Genomic DNA, 14,361 nt, shown 5'->3' with positions numbered 1-14,361 from the left:
CGACTGCTGAGGCGCTCCCAAACGGTTCGAGAGGAGCCCGCCAAGCCATCGCTGCGGTGGGACCCTTCCGCGTCGGAACATCAGCCCGCCAGCCGGCCTTCCAGGACACCAAGGAAGCGGGCATGCCGCACTTCTACGTCCGCAAGGTCGCGCGGCTCGGTCACGTCCCGCCGTGCCGCGGCCAGGGCGAGATCCGCGTGCCGGAGTAAGGTCGCGAGGCGGTCGGTCAGCCGCTCGACCTCGGCGACACGGGCCAGCACGTCGAGCAGGCGGGCGAGCACGTGCACCGAGCCGGTCGCGTTCTGCCGGATCAGGTGGAACATGACGTCGCACAGTCCATCGTAGTCGGTCACCGGGTGGATGAGCACGACCCGGCCCTCGCGCACCACCGCACCCGTGAGCAGGTGACGCGGCGCGATCCGGCAGAGCGCGTCGCCCAGGTGATCGAGAACACTGCCCGCCGTCATGGGATCGTTGATCCCCGGCGAGAGCGCCCGCACCGCGATCTCGACGAGCTGCCGGATCGAGTATTCCAGGTCCTGCAAGGCCGCCGGTCGACGCCCGAAGGTGAGTGCACGGGCAATGATCTTGTTCGCGTCCTCGACACCGGCGGACAGGAAGGCGACCGGGAAACCCGCCGGCACATAATCGCCGGGTCGCGCGCGCAGGCGCAGGACGGTCCCGTGTTCATGCGACCAATCCGCCAAGCCATCTACGTCGACCACCTGCAGGTAGCCGCCCTCCGCCGCCGCAATGGGACCGCCCCTCAGCGCCTCGGCCGGAGCTTGGACGTCCGCCTCATCCCGCGTGTGCGCCTCCACCGCATCGCACAGGTCGCCGTGGACGGAGTCGATCACGGTCTCGACGTTGATGCTGGTGGCGATGTGGTGGACGAACCAGACCAGGGTGGCCAGCGACACCAGCGCGAGCGCGATGGCCCCGCTGATGGCAAGGTGCGGGACGAAGGGGTTTTCCTGCACCGTGCGGACCGTGCGTAGGACCATCAACGCGTAGGCGAAGGTGCCCAGGAAGATGCCGAGCACGACTTGGTTGCGGGCGTCGCGCACGAAGTTGCGCAGGAGCCGCGGCCCCATCTGGTTGGAGGCGAGCGTCAGCGCCGCGATGGTGATGGAAAAGGTGGTGCCCGCCACCCCGATGGTCGAGGAGGCGACCGCGCTGAGCAGCGCCCGCGCACCCTCCGCCCCGCCCGAGTAGCCCCAGTTCGCGTGTGGCGAGGAGGTATCGTAGCCGGCGACCTGCGCCGTCTCCAGCCAGACCGCGACCTGCGCCAGCGCCAGGCAGCCGAGGACGATGAGGGCCGGGCGCAGCCAGAACTGGTCGCCCAGGAACTCGATCCAGGCCTGGAGGCGTGCCCTCATGCCCGCTCCTCCTCGCGGTGGGCGGCTTCGTCATTCTCGCGGAGCACCTGCCACCGTGCCCGCAGTGGGCTCTTGCCGGCGGGCCAGCCCTCGCGCTGGCGGGCACGATTGCCGTCCGTCTCCTCCGTCTGGTCGTGGAGGAGCACTTGGCTCGTAGGGTACGGCAGGTCAATGCCGGCGGCGGTCAGCGCCTCCTTCACGTTCGCGATGGCGTGGTCGAGCGCGTCGACTGCGTCGCGACGCCGGGGCGGATCGATCCACAGCCGCGCCGTCATGTCGACGCCGGCTGCCCCGAGGCCGGTCACCAGCGCCTCCGGCGGCGGGTCGGCCAGCACGCCCCCTGTCGCGCGCAGGGCCTCGACGATGAGGCGGCGCGCCTCCTTGATGTCGTCGCCATTGCCGATGGTCAGAGGGAAGGCGAGCCGGCGCTTGTCGTGAGCGGTGATGACGGTGATCTTGTCCACGAACAGGGTGGCGTTCGGGATCAGCACGCGCTGATTGTCGTAGGTGCGCAGCACCGTGGCACGCACCCAGACGTCCTCTACGGTGCCCTCGTGCGAGCCCGTCCGGATCTGGTCACCGATGACGAAGGGGCGGGTCAGCAGGATCAGGATGCCGGCGAGCAGGTTCTGCAGGACGTCGCGGAAGGCGAAGCCGATGGCCACGCCGCCGATGCCGAGCAGGTTGAACAGGTCGGCGGCCGAGACCGAAGGAAAGGCCACCGAGGCGGCGACTAGGAACGAGACGAGGATCGTCACGCCCCCGGCGATGCGCCCGAGCACGGCGGCGGAGCCGGGCGAGGCGTCGCGCAGCGCGGCGGCTCTGCGCACGGCGGCGCGCACGCCGCGGGCGACGAGCAGGCCGAGGCCGAACAGGACGAGGGCGACGGCGAGACCCGGCAGCAGGGCGACACTCGCGCGGCCGAGCTGCTCCAGCCGTTCGAGCGCTTCCGAGAAGATCATGAGGAACCCAGGAGCACGAGAAAGCCGCCGGAGGCATTCCTGCCCTCCGACGGCGCTTCACCCTATCGCCGCGAGCCTACATTGGCCGTGACGATGGATATGACGGATCAGCGGCGAGGGCCGCCCGTGGTCTGGCCGTATTGCTGGCCCCTCGCTCCACGCGAGGGCATGCCGGCATTGCCGCGGCTTGCCGAACCCTGGCGCATCCGGTGGCGACGCATCTGGCGCGAGGACGTGCGAACCTGGACCAAGTCGGCGTTCCCGGCCGTGACGCCGACGGTGGGCACGGGCAGGGCCTGCGACGGCAATGTCATGGCTCCGAGGCCAAGTCCGGCCAGGAGCGCGGATGCGAGAAAGGGGTGCTTCATGATTGGTACTCTCCTGTCTGCTGACGTCAGCTCTTCTTCTTCGAGTACTCGAACTTCGGCGCGCTCTTGAGCGTATCCTTGTCGGTGTCGGCATGGACCGCCGAGTTGCCGTTCTTGTTGCTGATGGCAAGTGTCGAGGGGTCGAGCACGACGTAGCTCTCGCCGAGCCCCAGGAAGCCGCCGACGCTGACGACGACGCCGGTTAGCGCCTTGCCGTTCTCAATGACGAGGTCCTCGACCTCGCCGACGGTCTCGTTCTTGTTGTTGTAAACGGTGGTGCCGACGAGCTTGGACGACATCACGTCGGCGGGCTTCACGGTTACGAACTTCAGCTTCACCGTTGCGGTGTCAGCCATCTTCATCCCCGTGTTGGAAGATGGAGCCATCCCGGCAGCTGGAGGCGTGGCATTCTGGGCAAGTGCCGGGAACGAGACGAAGGTCAGCGCGAGCGCACTGAAGATGAGATTTTTTGACATAAACACTTCCTTCAACTCTGCACCGAGCCAAGCGTCGAGGGCACGAGCCGGCAAATACTGCTGCGTTTCGCTCCGAATTTCTGGAGCGTGGTGGCAAACGTGCGGTTGACGGAATTGTTCAGCAAAAATTCAAACTGGCTTGCGCTGGCCTTCACAGAGAGAGAGAAAGGATTCTGCTGGTCGGAGCTTAGGCGCAACTGCAGCTTTGCTCCTACAACTGCGCCGACAACAGGCGCCTGATCGCCAGCCCGGCCGGGAACCGGGCCGGCAGGCAAGGACTTCCATATCGGCTGCTGGGTGTCCGGGCAGACCCAGAGCTCGTTGCATGACCGTACCGGCCGAACGCCCTTCCAGAGGCACGGCTCAACGGTCACTGTTTCTGGGCGAGCGTTTCCAGGAGTACGCCCGCGATGTTCTTCGACACCTGGTTCGGCCTGCTGCGGGTGGTGGTCGTCGGCACCCTGGCTTACCTCGCGCTCATCCTGTTCCTCAGGATCTCAGGCAAGCGTACTCTGACGAAGCTCAACGCCTTCGATCTTGTCGTGACCGTGGCGCTTGGCTCAACTCTGTCCTCCATCATCCTGACGAAGTCGGTGGCGCTGCTCGAAGGCGTGCTGGCTCTCGCGACGCTGATCGCGCTGCAATATCTGATCACGTGGTCGAGCCTCCGGTCACCCCTGATCAGGGGGCTGATCAAGGCTGAGCCGACATTGCTTGCTCTGAAAGGAGGACTGATCGAGAGCGCGATGCGTCGGCAGCGGGTCACCCGCGATGACGTTCTCTCCGCTCTGCGCTCGGAAGGGCTGGGCGACCTCTCGCAGGCCGCCGCCGTCGTGCTCGAGACTGACGGCTCGATCAGCGTGATCAAGTCTTTGTCCGATCGGGCGGACGGCTTGGCGGGTGTTCCACCGCCGGAGACGAACTCGCCCGCGCCGAGCCGATCGTGAAGGCTGTCGCACACTACACGCTCGTCCTGCTCGCCGTGATTTTCGCAGCAGCGAGCCTGATCCCGTTGATCCCGACAGAATGGTGGGCAGTCCGGCTGCTCGACTTTCCGCGTCTGCCGCTCGCCGCAGCCCTGGTGGTGGTCGGTCTCGGCCTCCTCCCCTTCCTGCGGAGATCTCCTGGATCGGTTGGGTCGGTCCTCGCGCTGGCGACCGGGGCGCTCGCCGTCCATGCTTTCATCCTCTGGCCGTACCTGCCCACGGGAGGGACGCGGCTCGACGTGTGCCCCGTCGAGCGTCGGCTCTCGGTGCTGGTCGCCAACGTGCAGTTCGGGAACCGCGACGCTCGACCGCTGGTCGAGGCCATCAGGCGCATCGATCCGGATCTCTTTCTCGCCATGGAAACGGACGCGTGGTGGGACGAGGCCCTGAAACCCCTGCTCGGGTCCATGCCGCACGTCCTGCAGCGGATCACGGGGTCCTACTACGGCATCCACCTCTTCTCGCGCCTGCCTCTCGTGAATGGCGAGATCCGGCACCTCGCCGGGCAGGATACGCCGGCTATCGTGACCGGGGTCACCCTGCGCACCGGGGAGGTCGTCTCCTTCGTCGGACTGCATCCTAAGCCGCCGCAGGTCTGGCAATCCGCTCGCGGCAGGGACGCCGAACTCTACGCGGCAGCGGACGTGCTGCGCGAGCGGGTCGAACCGGGCGTTCTCGCCGGCGATCTCAACGCCACGCCGTGGGAGATCGCGGTCGAGCGCACGCAGCGCCTGGCCGGGCTGATCGACCCACGTCGCGGATACGGCTACGTCGCAACCTGGAACGCCAAGTCGGCGTGGATGCGCTGGCCGCTCGACCACGTCCTGCACCAAGGCGGCTTTGCGACACGGGCCGTCGAGCGCCATAGCGCCTTCGGCTCGGACCACTTCCCATATCTCGTCCGTCTCTGCCGCGCGTCCGACAGGGCCGGAAAGGCACCTCCGCTGGAAAAGGCAGGCGATGTCGACGTGGCCAATGCGGTGCTGGCGGCGGCAGGGACGACCGAACGGCTTGAGCGGCGTTGAGCTCAGTTCCTCTAGGTCCTACGCCGGTCGTTGCCGCTCAGGAGGGGAACGCTGTGATCTCCATCTTCGACCTTGCCGCGCTGCTCCTCACCCTCTCGGCCCTGTTCGGCTGGTTGAACCATCGCTTACTGCGGCTGCCGCACACCATCGGCCTGCTGGTGATGGGCCTCGCTGCCTCGCTGGCCCTCGTCGCGCTCGACCTCGCCTTCCCGGACCAGCACCTCTACGAGGATCTCACACGGGTGCTCGGACAGGTCGACTTCACCGAGGTGGTGATGAACGGCATGCTGGCCTTCCTGCTGTTCGCCGGCGCCATGAACCTCGATCTGCGGGCCCTGCGCGACCGGGCGTGGCCGGTGGCGACGCTGGCCCTCGTCGGCACCTTGATCTCGACGGGCGTCGTTGGCGTCGGGTTCTGGGCCGCGTCGCGAGCCATCGGGCAGGAAATTCCCTTGCCCTGGTCGCTGGTGTTCGGCGCTCTCATCAGCCCAACCGACCCGGTCGCCGTGCTCGCCACGCTGAAGAACGTGAAGGTGCCCGAGGCGCTGGAGGTCGAGATGCAGGGCGAGGCCCTGTTCAACGACGGCATCGGCATCGTCCTGTTCACAGTGCTGCTCGCCTTCGCGGCCGGATCGGACGGCGAGGCAACCAGTATTGGTGGCGTTGCCAAGCTGCTCCTGCATGAGGCCGGCGGCGGTCTCGTTCTCGGCGTGGTGACCGGCTACGTGGCCTACCGCGCCATGCGGGCCATCGACGACTTTCCCGTCGAGGTGCTCATCAGCCTGGCGCTTGTCGCCGGCACCTACGCACTCGCCCAGAAGCTGGGGGCCAGCGGTCCCCTGGCGGTGGTCGCGGCAGGGCTGTTGATCGGCGACCGGGCGCCGCACGACGCGATGAGCGACGAGACCCAGGGGTACGTCTCCTCACTCTGGACGTTGGTCGACGAGGTGCTGAACTCAGTCCTGTTCCTTCTGATCGGGCTTGAGGTGTTGGTGCTGCGCTTTGAGGCGCATGGGCTGGCGCTCGCGGTCTGGGCCGTTCCCATCGTGCTCCTCGCCCGCCTCGTGGCGGTGTCGACGCCGCTACTCATCTTTCGCTGGGGCGGAAACCTGTCCGCGCGCAACGTGCCCTTCCTGACTTGGGCGGGCGTGCGCGGCGGCATCTCGGTGGCGCTCGCGCTCTCGGTGCCGGAGAGCGAAGCCAAACCCATGATTCTCGCGGCGACTTACGCCGTCGTGCTGTTCACTATCATCGTGCAAGGCTCGACGCTCAGCATAATTGCTCGTCGAACCCTCACAGATCGGCCGCGGAACGTCACTGCCTGAGGATAGATCATGGCACGTGCAGACGCTCCCAGCTCGTCGACTCTGCGGACGGCTGAGCCACGAGGCAGCAAGGATCGGGCACGATGGTCACGTTGCATTTGGTGGATATTATCGCCATTGGGATCACTAATATTGCTGTCTCTCACTGCATCGATCTGAAAATGATACTCACGAAGACTCTCTAATCTCTAGTTAAAACCTTCGAGCACGATTTATTTATGTACGAAATACACTGAGATTGGATTGGCGATAATTTATGAGGCCTCTACGTTGAGGGTCAATGCACAACATCTGGGCTGTCGATGGCCCGGTACGGGGTAGCGCTACTGACCCCGGACCCGAATGTAGGTCTCGTCGACGCGCACGGATCTGTGGCCCTCATGACCCGGCTTGGCGCCGCCAGGCTTGGCCTGCTCGCGCCGCTCCTTGCGGTCGGTCGAGGGCGGCTTGGAGGAGGTGCGCGAGGTCTTCTCCGGGCGCTGCAGGCGCAGCACCAGCTCGATCAGCTCCTGCTTGCTCAGGCGTTCCAGCTCGCTGCGGCCCATCCCACGAGGGAATCAGCCAAATCGCCTCCCGACAAGTGGCGCGGCGAACTCCCTCTCGCGGCCTCGCTTGTGGGGCACGCCGCGCTCGCGCGCACCCCGTGGGTAATTACCCAAGCATTTAGGGCTGCACATCGAGGCGATGCATGGCCCCGTTCGCCCGTGGCGTTCAGTACTTATTTAGTTGAAGATCGGACATTTTTCGCATGCCGGATCAGTTTAGCAAATTGACATCTCAAGGGTCCAGCTGCAGCTTTTCTGCCTCACCTACTTTAGGAAATTTCGATGAGTGAAGAAGCCGCTTCCGGCCCTATCGAGCTGGTCAGCGATATCGTCTCGGCCTACGTGTCGAAGAACAGCGTTCCGCCGGGCGAGCTGCCCGGGCTGATCCAGAGCGTCTACCAGAGCCTCGTTGGCCTCGGGCAACCGGCTGAACCGGAGCCGATGAAGCTCACGCCTCCCGTGCCGATCAAGAAGAGCGTGACGCCGGACCACATCATCTCGCTAGAGGACGGCAGGCCCTACAAGTCGCTGAAGCGCCACCTCACCACCCGCGGTCTCAGCCCGGCCGAGTACCGTCAGAAGTGGGGTCTGCCGTCGGACTACCCCATGGGGGCGGCCAACTACGCCGCCCAGCGCTCCGAATTGGCCAAGAGCCTCGGCCTGGGCCAGCAGCGCCGCAAGGCCGCCGCGGAGAAGCGGGCTGCTGCCGACGCGAAGGTGAGCGCACCTGCCAGTCCGAAGAAAGGGCGGTCGAAGAAGGGTGCGGCTTCCGAGTAGGATAGCGGCGGAGTGGCAAGGCTTCGTCAAGGAAGCTTGCCCTGCCGTTCACCGCGCTTCTTAGCTGACGGTTCAGGGCTGCCTCGTACTGTGCCTTCATGACTTCGGGGCTGGGAGGCAGAACCCGAGGCAGCCGGACAACGATCCGGATCAGCAGAGACCACGACGTGGAGATGGCCCCGTTGCGCCGGCAAAGCCCCGGCGGCGGGGCCTTCTTCGTCCGTCCGCGGCTCAGTTGCGGGTCGCGATCAGCGGCGCCGACATGTTGATGGCCGTCACCCGGCGGTTGGCGGCCGCGTAAGGGTCAGCAGTCTCCTTCAGGCGGCTCTTGCCGTAGCCCACGCTGATCAGGTTGGCAGCCGGGACACCGTGATGCCGGATGATGTGCTGCTTGACCGCCTCCGCGCGCCGTTCTGAGAGCCGCTGATTGGTGCGGTCGCTCCCTTTCCCGTCCGTGTGGCCGACGATGAGGATCGTACTGTCGCGCAGTTCCTGCCGGGCCACACTTGACCCGAGCGCCTCGACTTGCGCGCGCGCCGCGCGCCCGATCCGGGAGGAGCCGAACTCGAACGGGATGTCGAGGGCGATGCTCTGCTTGTCGGCCGAGAGGGTCGCGAGCCGCTCGCGCTCCTGAGCGGAGAGGGACGTCCGGTTGCGCAGCGAGTCGAGGAAGGTCCGATCCTCCCGCGCGAGGCGGTCCGGCGCGACGAGGGAGAGGCCCCGGGTCTGCTCGCGCGGCATGAGGGCACGGACGATCTCGTCCTCCGTCACCACGCGTTGCGCGTGCGCCTCGGTCGCGCCGAGCATCATCAGAGCGGCGAGCAATCCGCCACACCAACAAGGAGCCAATCTCCAACCAGCAGACATGAGCATGTGCTTGCCTCAAATTACTACAAGGCGTGCGTATGCTGGGCTATTCTGAGCTGAATGCTAGATCGTTGCAACTAAATTTTATCATGCTTTGAAGGAGACGAATGCGCTCTGCTCGAAGATTGCAAGTGACGTGACCGTTTCCTCCCGGGGCTGAGCTGCAAACTGTGCCCCCGCCCGCCACCGTTCACGAACACGGGTTGTCGCTCATGCAGGTTGAGCGCAGCGGTGAGGGCAGGGTGTCCCCCGGAAGGCTTCCTCTCCGGCCCGCTGTGAAGCCGCCCATGTATCGAACCGGCAGGATGGACACGAGCAGCACCACAAGCGACGTGTCGCCCGGAGTGCAGATCATGAGATCCGAGAGGCTCTGGATCGTCATTGGGCCGCATCCGATGCGAGCGATTTCGAGGAGGAGCACAAGATCTACCGAGAGGACGCGGTGCTCGAATATCCGCAATCGGGAGAGCGCATCCGCGGGCGGCAGAATATACAGTCGTCTCGCGCTTGCTAGAGAAACAAGCCAGGGTGTTATTGAGGTATCCCCGTCTGGGAGCTCGCGCGCTAGATCAGTCGCATGGCCGACCACCCGAGACTCGGCGAGCTCTTGTGTACCAATCGCCTCGCGAATGACGATCTCGAGGCAGCGGTCTCGGCCTACCTTGCCGATCCGACGCCTGGGCCGCGCGAGATCGCGCAGAACGTGACCCTCGACATTGCCGCGGCCGTGCCGGCGAGTTCCTACGCTCGCTGATACACTGCGAGAAAGCTACTTAGGCGCAGCTGCACATGGCGGTCCGGACGGCGATCTTGCTGGCCAGGACGGGGTAGCGCTTCGCTTAATCCCACGACAGCCAAGCCTGGGATGCATGGCTGCATCACCCTAACGTACGATTGAATTGTGCGCTGCAGCGTGGGATACCAAGCACCTGCACGGCTGCGATGGCGTCGCAGCCGTGCTTGCCCTCTTTGGGCGTTTCCTCCCTAGACTTCGGGCCGCTCGCGAGGGCGGCCTTTTCTTTTGCCTGGGCGCGAGAGGATTATCTCCTTCGTCGCCACTCTCCAACCCCCTTTGACGCAAAATTGTGCGCCAAGGCTTGCGTCGTGGCACTTTTCTGCTCACCCGCGAGGGGCTTCTGGCATCTACAGCCCGAATTCCCGAGCCAGCAGAAGGTCGATCACCCGCTCCTGCTCCGCTTCCATGAACGCGGCGAGGCGGGCTGTGCTCTCGACCCGAGCGGCCTCGTTTGCATCAGCCCTCCTCATCAGAGCTCATCCGGCCACCAACGCGTGAAACGCGATGGTGGCGTTCGGCCAAGCGGACGCGGCCCGCGGAGCACATGTCGCCCACGCATAGCCTCGACCACCACCGCGGCGCCGCTTCCGCGAATCTGCACTCGCCTCTCTAGGTGGCACAGACCCGACTGCGACCCTGCCCTTCGGCAGCCCTGCGCGGGTTCCGCTGCCCGAAGTTTACAGGACTAGCCTTATCAGTAGTCGGGGTGGTCACGGATTTGACCCCACCCCCTGGGAACGAGGAGCAGCGCGCAAGGCGGTTCCACGCCTGCCATTCCGGAGAGACGATCCGGATCACGTTCGAGAGGTTGCGCCAGGCTGTCTGCTGCCGCTCCTCGACCGTGACGAGGCCGAGCAGGCGCGCCTGCCGAACGGCGTTCTTCACCGTGGACCGGCTGACACCCGCGAGGGCTGCGATGTGCTCGATGGTGAGGCGGCAGTCCCCGCGGCGGGCGACCTCAGACGCGACCACAGCCAGGACAGCAGCCTCGGCCAGGGTGAACCGGGCCGCGAGCTGAGGCGGGAGCCGTCCAGAGGCCGCCCAGCGGCGTCGGCGCTCCAGGCTGGCGTCTGAGCGCGGCCGGGAGCCCACGGGCTTTCTGGGGGCTTCTGAGGCCGCTGGGAGGGCCTTGCGGCTCTCGATGAGGGCGGACAGCTCCTCCGCCTCCGCCTCGCTCACCTGTCCGGCGCCGTAGGCGCGCCAGAGCACGGCCGCCACGTCCGGTAGCTTCATACGGGGCGCCGCCATCGCGGCCGCCCGGATCTGGTCAGCAAGCATCGTCTCGGCCCTTCTCGGGCCGCAGCAGATCGTTCAGCGCCGCCGTGTGGCGGGCCGGCTCCAGACAAAGCCTCACCGTTGCCGGAAACGAGGTTCCGGCTTGACTCCCGAGGGAGCGTCTGGCGATATCGGGGGGCACAGTTTTCCCGACACCGCTTCGGCGGATCCACGGCCTCCGAGTTACCAGCTCGGGGGCCGTTGGCTTTTCAGGGGTTCACTGCGGCGGCGGTGGTCTCCTGTGGCGACTCGCGGAATGCGAGATGCGCCTTAATCGGGCATCTGAGCCGGAGCGCAGCGGTTCGTCAAACCCGCATCGGCCAGTCAGCACACTTGTCCGATTACCCTATCGCCGTGTTGCCCTTCAGCAATCTTGCGCGCTCGGGTGCACGAGCTGTTGCCCAGAGGCCCACGCGAGCGTCTGCTCAAAAGCGCAAGCCAGCCGTTGCCCATCTGATCGTCAGGACTGATGCCCAAACGGGTTTTTGCCCCGATGGGCAGAGGCGTTCATGGTTTCTTGACCGCTCGGCTTTAAGCCCGCTCGGGTGCATGGGCACTCGCTCGACAGGGGAGAGGGGCAATGGCCGTCGTGAGTGTTTGCTCAACGAAGGGAGGCGTCGGAAAGACAACACTCGTGATCTGCCTAGCGGACGCTTTCGCGCGCCAAGGCGGTAGCGTCGCGATCATCGACGCCGATCCGAACGGTCACGTAGCAAGCTGGCGCGAGCGGGCCGGGGACGATTGCACCGTCGACGTGATCGCTGGTGTGACCGAGAAGGCGATCCTCGACCGCATCTCGGACGCGGCATCACGTTACTCCGTTGTTCTAGTAGATTTGGAAGGCGCAGCCTCTCAAGCAGTGACCTACGCGATTGCAGAGAGCGACCTTGTCCTAATTCCTAGCAAGGTCTCCGGGATGGACCTGCAGGAGGTGTTTCGCACCTATGAGGTGGTGCAGCGCGCAGAAAAAATGCTCCGACGGCAGATCCCGGCCCGAGTGGTTCTCACCCAGATGTCGCCGCTCCAGAGCCGTGTCGCAACTCACGCCCGGCAAGAGATCCAGGGCGCCGCGATCCCGGTGCTGCGGACCGAGGTCATCCAGCGTGCCGCGTACCAGTCAATCCACTTCACCGGCGTCACGCCGGCTCACCCGGAGGGTGATGCGAAGGCGCAGCAGGAGGTCGTGGGGGTAATGGATGAGTTGCTCGAGGTCCTGGCCACTCAGCAGCAGGCAGCGTGATCGACATCATGAAACCCGCTTTTCAGCCCGCGCCCCGGCCGCGTCCCCGCACCAGCCTGGAGGAGGCTCAGCAGCTCACCACCGCTACGGGTGATCTCGGCTTCACTCGCGCGTCGACCGCGCCCGAGCAGGCGGCCCCAGCTGCCGAGCTGCCGCAGCCAAGCACGCAACTGTCCAAATCCCCAATTGCCCCGAGCAAGAGCTCTGCTCTCAAGTTCGAAGTTCCGGACGAGGTGTGGCTCGCCCTGCGTCAGGAAGCGCTCAACCGGCGTGTCACGGTGAAGTACCTGGTTCTCGAAGCGCTGGCGGCTAAGGGCTACAATGTCGATCTCGCGGCAGTTCCGGAGGATGGGCGCCGCCTACGGTGACCTGAGCCGGGGTCGGAGGGCCCAGAGCGCGCGTTCCTCATGGCCGGAGGGGGAGGTGCGGGTAGCTGGGCGCTCCATCAGTATGCCGCCGCCATAGGCCGCGGATACGACGCGGAAATTCCGACGCTCATAGAACCGCACCAGCTCATCCGTGCTGAGAATACGGCGCGCGTCCTTCGGCGGGCAGGCTTGCGCCTTAAGGGTCAGCTTCACCCCGGCGGCGTCAGCCGCCTCCGTGATGATCTCGAGCGTCCGGCCCGCATGGCCCTTCTGATACTCACGAAATGTCTCGATGAATGAGACCTCGAGCGTGGTGTCGTCGCGAACTGTCAGGATGACGTCCACGATGCCAGTGAGCCCAGCTGCTTGGACGCCTGCCATCACGGCCCGGGAGGTCACGAGTGCAGGCGCGGAGAGTTCAGAGCATCGTCGTTCGCCATAGACCAGCAATCGGACATCGGAGGGACACCGCAATGACATGCGCACGGCCCGTACCCGAACGGCGGTCGGCGCTGAACCAACTCCGGAGCGGAGCTGATCCGCGCCAGACTCTTGGGCGTGGGCGATGGCGGGATCCTGGCCAGGGCCGTTGTAAACGGGTTGCTGCCGGGCCGCTGTCCTGCCCGAAAAAAGAAAGGCCGCTCCTGCGAGCGGCCCGAAGTCTAGGGAGGAAACGCCCACGAGGGGCACTCCTCATGTGGGGATCACCTCACTGGCGCGACGTGCGCAAGCGCACACTGCGTCCTGCCACATCCCAAGCCTCGCATGTGCGACACGCCTAGCCGAGCTTAGTGTTGGGTCGCGCTCCTGGCACGCGCGTGAGTTAAGAAAAAGCGCACCATCTCCCGACTGGCATCGGGACCGCGCGGATCGGTGTACGAGCCGCCCGCGCTACCACCGGACCAAGCATGGCCGCCGCCGTGCAGCACCCATTGCTCCAGGATCCCTCGCCCGGCACCATCGGCATGGACCGTGCGCGTATAGGCCACTCCCCCTGGCGTCTCGCCGCGCATCACGGTTTCGGCCAGCGTCGTATCGGATTTTGCCTGTGCGATGACATGGTCCCCGTTGACAGGGTTGACCGTGCGATCGCCGTCGCCGTGGAAGACGATGGTCGGCACGGCAGGCTCGTCCCGCCTCGGCTGAACCGCACCGCCTCCCTTCATGGCGGCGAAGGCCGACGGCATGTCCTTGGCGGCACCACAGGCCAGCCCCGAGTGCACACCGACCGCCGCGAACAGATCGGGATAGGTCGCCCCCATGATCGCCGCAGCCGCACCGCCCGCGGACAGACCAGCCACGTAGACCCGGGTGGGATCGGCCGAGAACTCCTCCACAACGGCTGTCGCGATGCCGGCGATCAACGAGGGCTCCCCCCCATGGCGCGTCTGATCACCGGCGTTGAACCAGTTCCAGCACTTCTGCAGGTTCGCTGACTGGGGCTGGCGCGGGTAGGCGACCAGGAAGGTCTGCTCCTCGGCCAGGTCGTTCATCCGCGTGCCGGCGGCGAAATCGTCCGGGTTCTGGGTGCAGCCGTGCAGCATGACCACCACCGGGAGCGCCTGACCGGTGTAGCCGCTCGGCACGAACACCTTGTAGGTCCGGCTGCCGGCGGCATTGGCGAAGGTCCGATCCTCGAACCGGGCACCCTCCGGCACGGGGACCGAGGTTGGACGCCCGGAGCCGAGGCCCTCTCCCAGGCCGGAGAAGGCACGCGGTGTGGCGAGGCGATCACGGAAGGCCCGCATTGTCTCGGACAGATCCGGAAAGCCTGTCGGCTGGTCGGCGCGCGCGGTCCCGTCAGCCGGTTGTCCCTCCGCCTCGCTCGGTGCCGTCCAGGCGCCCTCCGGTCCTGCGGGAGCCACCATGTCGATGGTCGGCCAGGAGCGCTTGGGGCTCCGGCCGCGATGCGGCGCCTTCCACTCCGGGGCATCGTTGCGCGCGCGCGGCGCCGGGCGACCTTGAAGCAGCG

General features: G+C 66.0%; 16 protein-coding genes and 2 pseudogenes. 8 read left to right on the top strand and 10 right to left on the bottom strand.

Annotated elements, in window-relative coordinates:
- Positions 1-80: 80 nt before the first annotated feature.
- From ACKUB9_RS29825 to ACKUB9_RS29810, 4 genes are all read right to left on the bottom strand, one after another.
- Positions 81-1,379: a DUF2254 domain-containing protein gene (locus ACKUB9_RS29825; protein ID WP_407529615.1), complete on the bottom strand. Its 1,299-nt coding sequence runs from the start codon at positions 1,377-1,379 to the stop codon at positions 81-83.
- Positions 1,376-2,341, bottom strand: a complete 966-nt coding sequence (locus ACKUB9_RS29820) for a mechanosensitive ion channel family protein (protein WP_407529613.1) — start codon at positions 2,339-2,341, stop codon at positions 1,376-1,378. Before ACKUB9_RS29820 ends, ACKUB9_RS29825 begins: the two co-directional genes overlap by 4 nt.
- A 107-nt stretch (positions 2,342-2,448) precedes the next feature.
- Positions 2,449-2,709: a hypothetical protein gene (locus tag ACKUB9_RS29815; RefSeq protein ID WP_407529612.1), complete on the bottom strand. Its 261-nt coding sequence runs from the start codon at positions 2,707-2,709 to the stop codon at positions 2,449-2,451.
- A gap of 26 nt (positions 2,710-2,735) precedes the next feature.
- Positions 2,736-3,065, bottom strand: coding sequence for a PRC-barrel domain-containing protein (locus ACKUB9_RS29810; RefSeq protein ID WP_410824819.1), 330 nt, complete (start codon positions 3,063-3,065; stop codon positions 2,736-2,738).
- Between the two features lie 530 nt (positions 3,066-3,595).
- Between ACKUB9_RS29810 and ACKUB9_RS29805 the strand changes: the two genes are divergently transcribed.
- From ACKUB9_RS29805 to ACKUB9_RS29795, 3 genes are read left to right on the top strand one after another with little or no spacing between them, the layout of a single operon-like run.
- Positions 3,596-4,132, top strand: coding sequence for a DUF421 domain-containing protein (locus tag ACKUB9_RS29805; RefSeq protein ID WP_407529608.1), 537 nt, complete (start codon positions 3,596-3,598; stop codon positions 4,130-4,132).
- Entirely contained in the window at positions 4,129-5,196 is a 1,068-nt protein-coding gene (locus ACKUB9_RS29800; RefSeq protein WP_407529606.1) for an endonuclease/exonuclease/phosphatase family protein, read from the top strand. The genes ACKUB9_RS29805 and ACKUB9_RS29800 overlap by 4 nt, the downstream gene beginning before the upstream one ends.
- A gap of 53 nt (positions 5,197-5,249) precedes the next feature.
- A complete protein-coding gene (locus ACKUB9_RS29795; RefSeq protein ID WP_407529604.1) occupies positions 5,250-6,521 on the top strand; it encodes a cation:proton antiporter in 1,272 nt (423 codons plus the stop codon).
- A gap of 362 nt (positions 6,522-6,883) precedes the next feature.
- On the opposite strand, the pseudogene ACKUB9_RS29790 reads toward ACKUB9_RS29795, so the two are convergent.
- Positions 6,884-7,066: pseudogene (locus ACKUB9_RS29790) on the bottom strand (IS66 family transposase); the annotation flags it as partial.
- A 282-nt stretch (positions 7,067-7,348) separates the two neighbouring features.
- Here ACKUB9_RS29790 and ACKUB9_RS29785 point away from each other — a divergent pair.
- Positions 7,349-7,843 (top strand): Ros/MucR family transcriptional regulator, encoded by a 495-nt coding sequence (locus tag ACKUB9_RS29785; RefSeq protein ID WP_407529602.1) that lies wholly within the window; start codon positions 7,349-7,351, stop codon positions 7,841-7,843.
- A gap of 231 nt (positions 7,844-8,074) precedes the next feature.
- Here ACKUB9_RS29785 and ACKUB9_RS29780 read toward each other — a convergent pair whose 3' ends face one another.
- Entirely contained in the window at positions 8,075-8,668 is a 594-nt protein-coding gene (locus tag ACKUB9_RS29780; RefSeq protein WP_407529600.1) for an OmpA family protein, read from the bottom strand.
- Between the two features lie 400 nt (positions 8,669-9,068).
- Here ACKUB9_RS29780 and ACKUB9_RS29775 point away from each other — a divergent pair.
- Positions 9,069-9,215, top strand: a pseudogene (locus ACKUB9_RS29775) (nuclear transport factor 2 family protein); the annotation flags it as partial.
- 72 nt (positions 9,216-9,287) lie between these two features.
- Positions 9,288-9,464, top strand: a complete 177-nt coding sequence (locus ACKUB9_RS29770; protein WP_407529598.1) for a hypothetical protein — start codon at positions 9,288-9,290, stop codon at positions 9,462-9,464.
- 389 nt (positions 9,465-9,853) lie between these two features.
- Here the strand turns inward: ACKUB9_RS29770 and ACKUB9_RS29765 are convergent, their stop codons facing one another.
- Both ACKUB9_RS29765 and ACKUB9_RS29760 read right to left on the bottom strand, forming a co-directional pair.
- Positions 9,854-9,976, bottom strand: coding sequence for a hypothetical protein (locus tag ACKUB9_RS29765; protein WP_407529596.1), 123 nt, complete (start codon positions 9,974-9,976; stop codon positions 9,854-9,856).
- Between the two features lie 139 nt (positions 9,977-10,115).
- Entirely contained in the window at positions 10,116-10,784 is a 669-nt protein-coding gene (locus tag ACKUB9_RS29760; RefSeq protein ID WP_407529594.1) for a transcriptional regulator, read from the bottom strand.
- Between the two features lie 577 nt (positions 10,785-11,361).
- On the opposite strand from ACKUB9_RS29760, the gene ACKUB9_RS29755 reads away from it, so the two are divergent.
- Both ACKUB9_RS29755 and ACKUB9_RS29750 read left to right on the top strand, forming a co-directional pair.
- Entirely contained in the window at positions 11,362-12,021 is a 660-nt protein-coding gene (locus tag ACKUB9_RS29755; protein WP_407529593.1) for a nucleotide-binding protein, read from the top strand.
- Positions 12,018-12,389 carry a hypothetical protein gene (locus ACKUB9_RS29750; protein ID WP_407529591.1) on the top strand — a complete coding sequence of 124 codons (372 nt, stop codon included), beginning with the start codon at positions 12,018-12,020 and terminating at the stop codon, positions 12,387-12,389. Before ACKUB9_RS29755 ends, ACKUB9_RS29750 begins: the two co-directional genes overlap by 4 nt.
- Here ACKUB9_RS29750 and ACKUB9_RS29745 read toward each other — a convergent pair.
- Positions 12,381-12,734 carry a hypothetical protein gene (locus tag ACKUB9_RS29745; protein ID WP_407529590.1) on the bottom strand — a complete coding sequence of 118 codons (354 nt, stop codon included), beginning with the start codon at positions 12,732-12,734 and terminating at the stop codon, positions 12,381-12,383. The two genes, ACKUB9_RS29750 and ACKUB9_RS29745, sit on opposite strands and share 9 nt — an antisense overlap.
- 443 nt (positions 12,735-13,177) lie before the next feature.
- The gene (locus ACKUB9_RS29740) at positions 13,178-14,359 is read right to left on the bottom strand and encodes an extracellular catalytic domain type 1 short-chain-length polyhydroxyalkanoate depolymerase (RefSeq protein ID WP_410825978.1); all 1,182 of its coding nucleotides are present in this window, start codon (positions 14,357-14,359) and stop codon (positions 13,178-13,180) included.
- Positions 14,360-14,361: the final 2 nt, after the last annotated feature.

Source organism: Methylobacterium oryzisoli (assembly GCF_046557895.1).
GTDB lineage: Bacteria > Pseudomonadota > Alphaproteobacteria > Rhizobiales > Beijerinckiaceae > Methylobacterium > Methylobacterium oryzisoli.
Note: the sequence above shows the minus strand (reverse complement) of the source record. Positions and strands in the feature narration are given on the sequence as shown.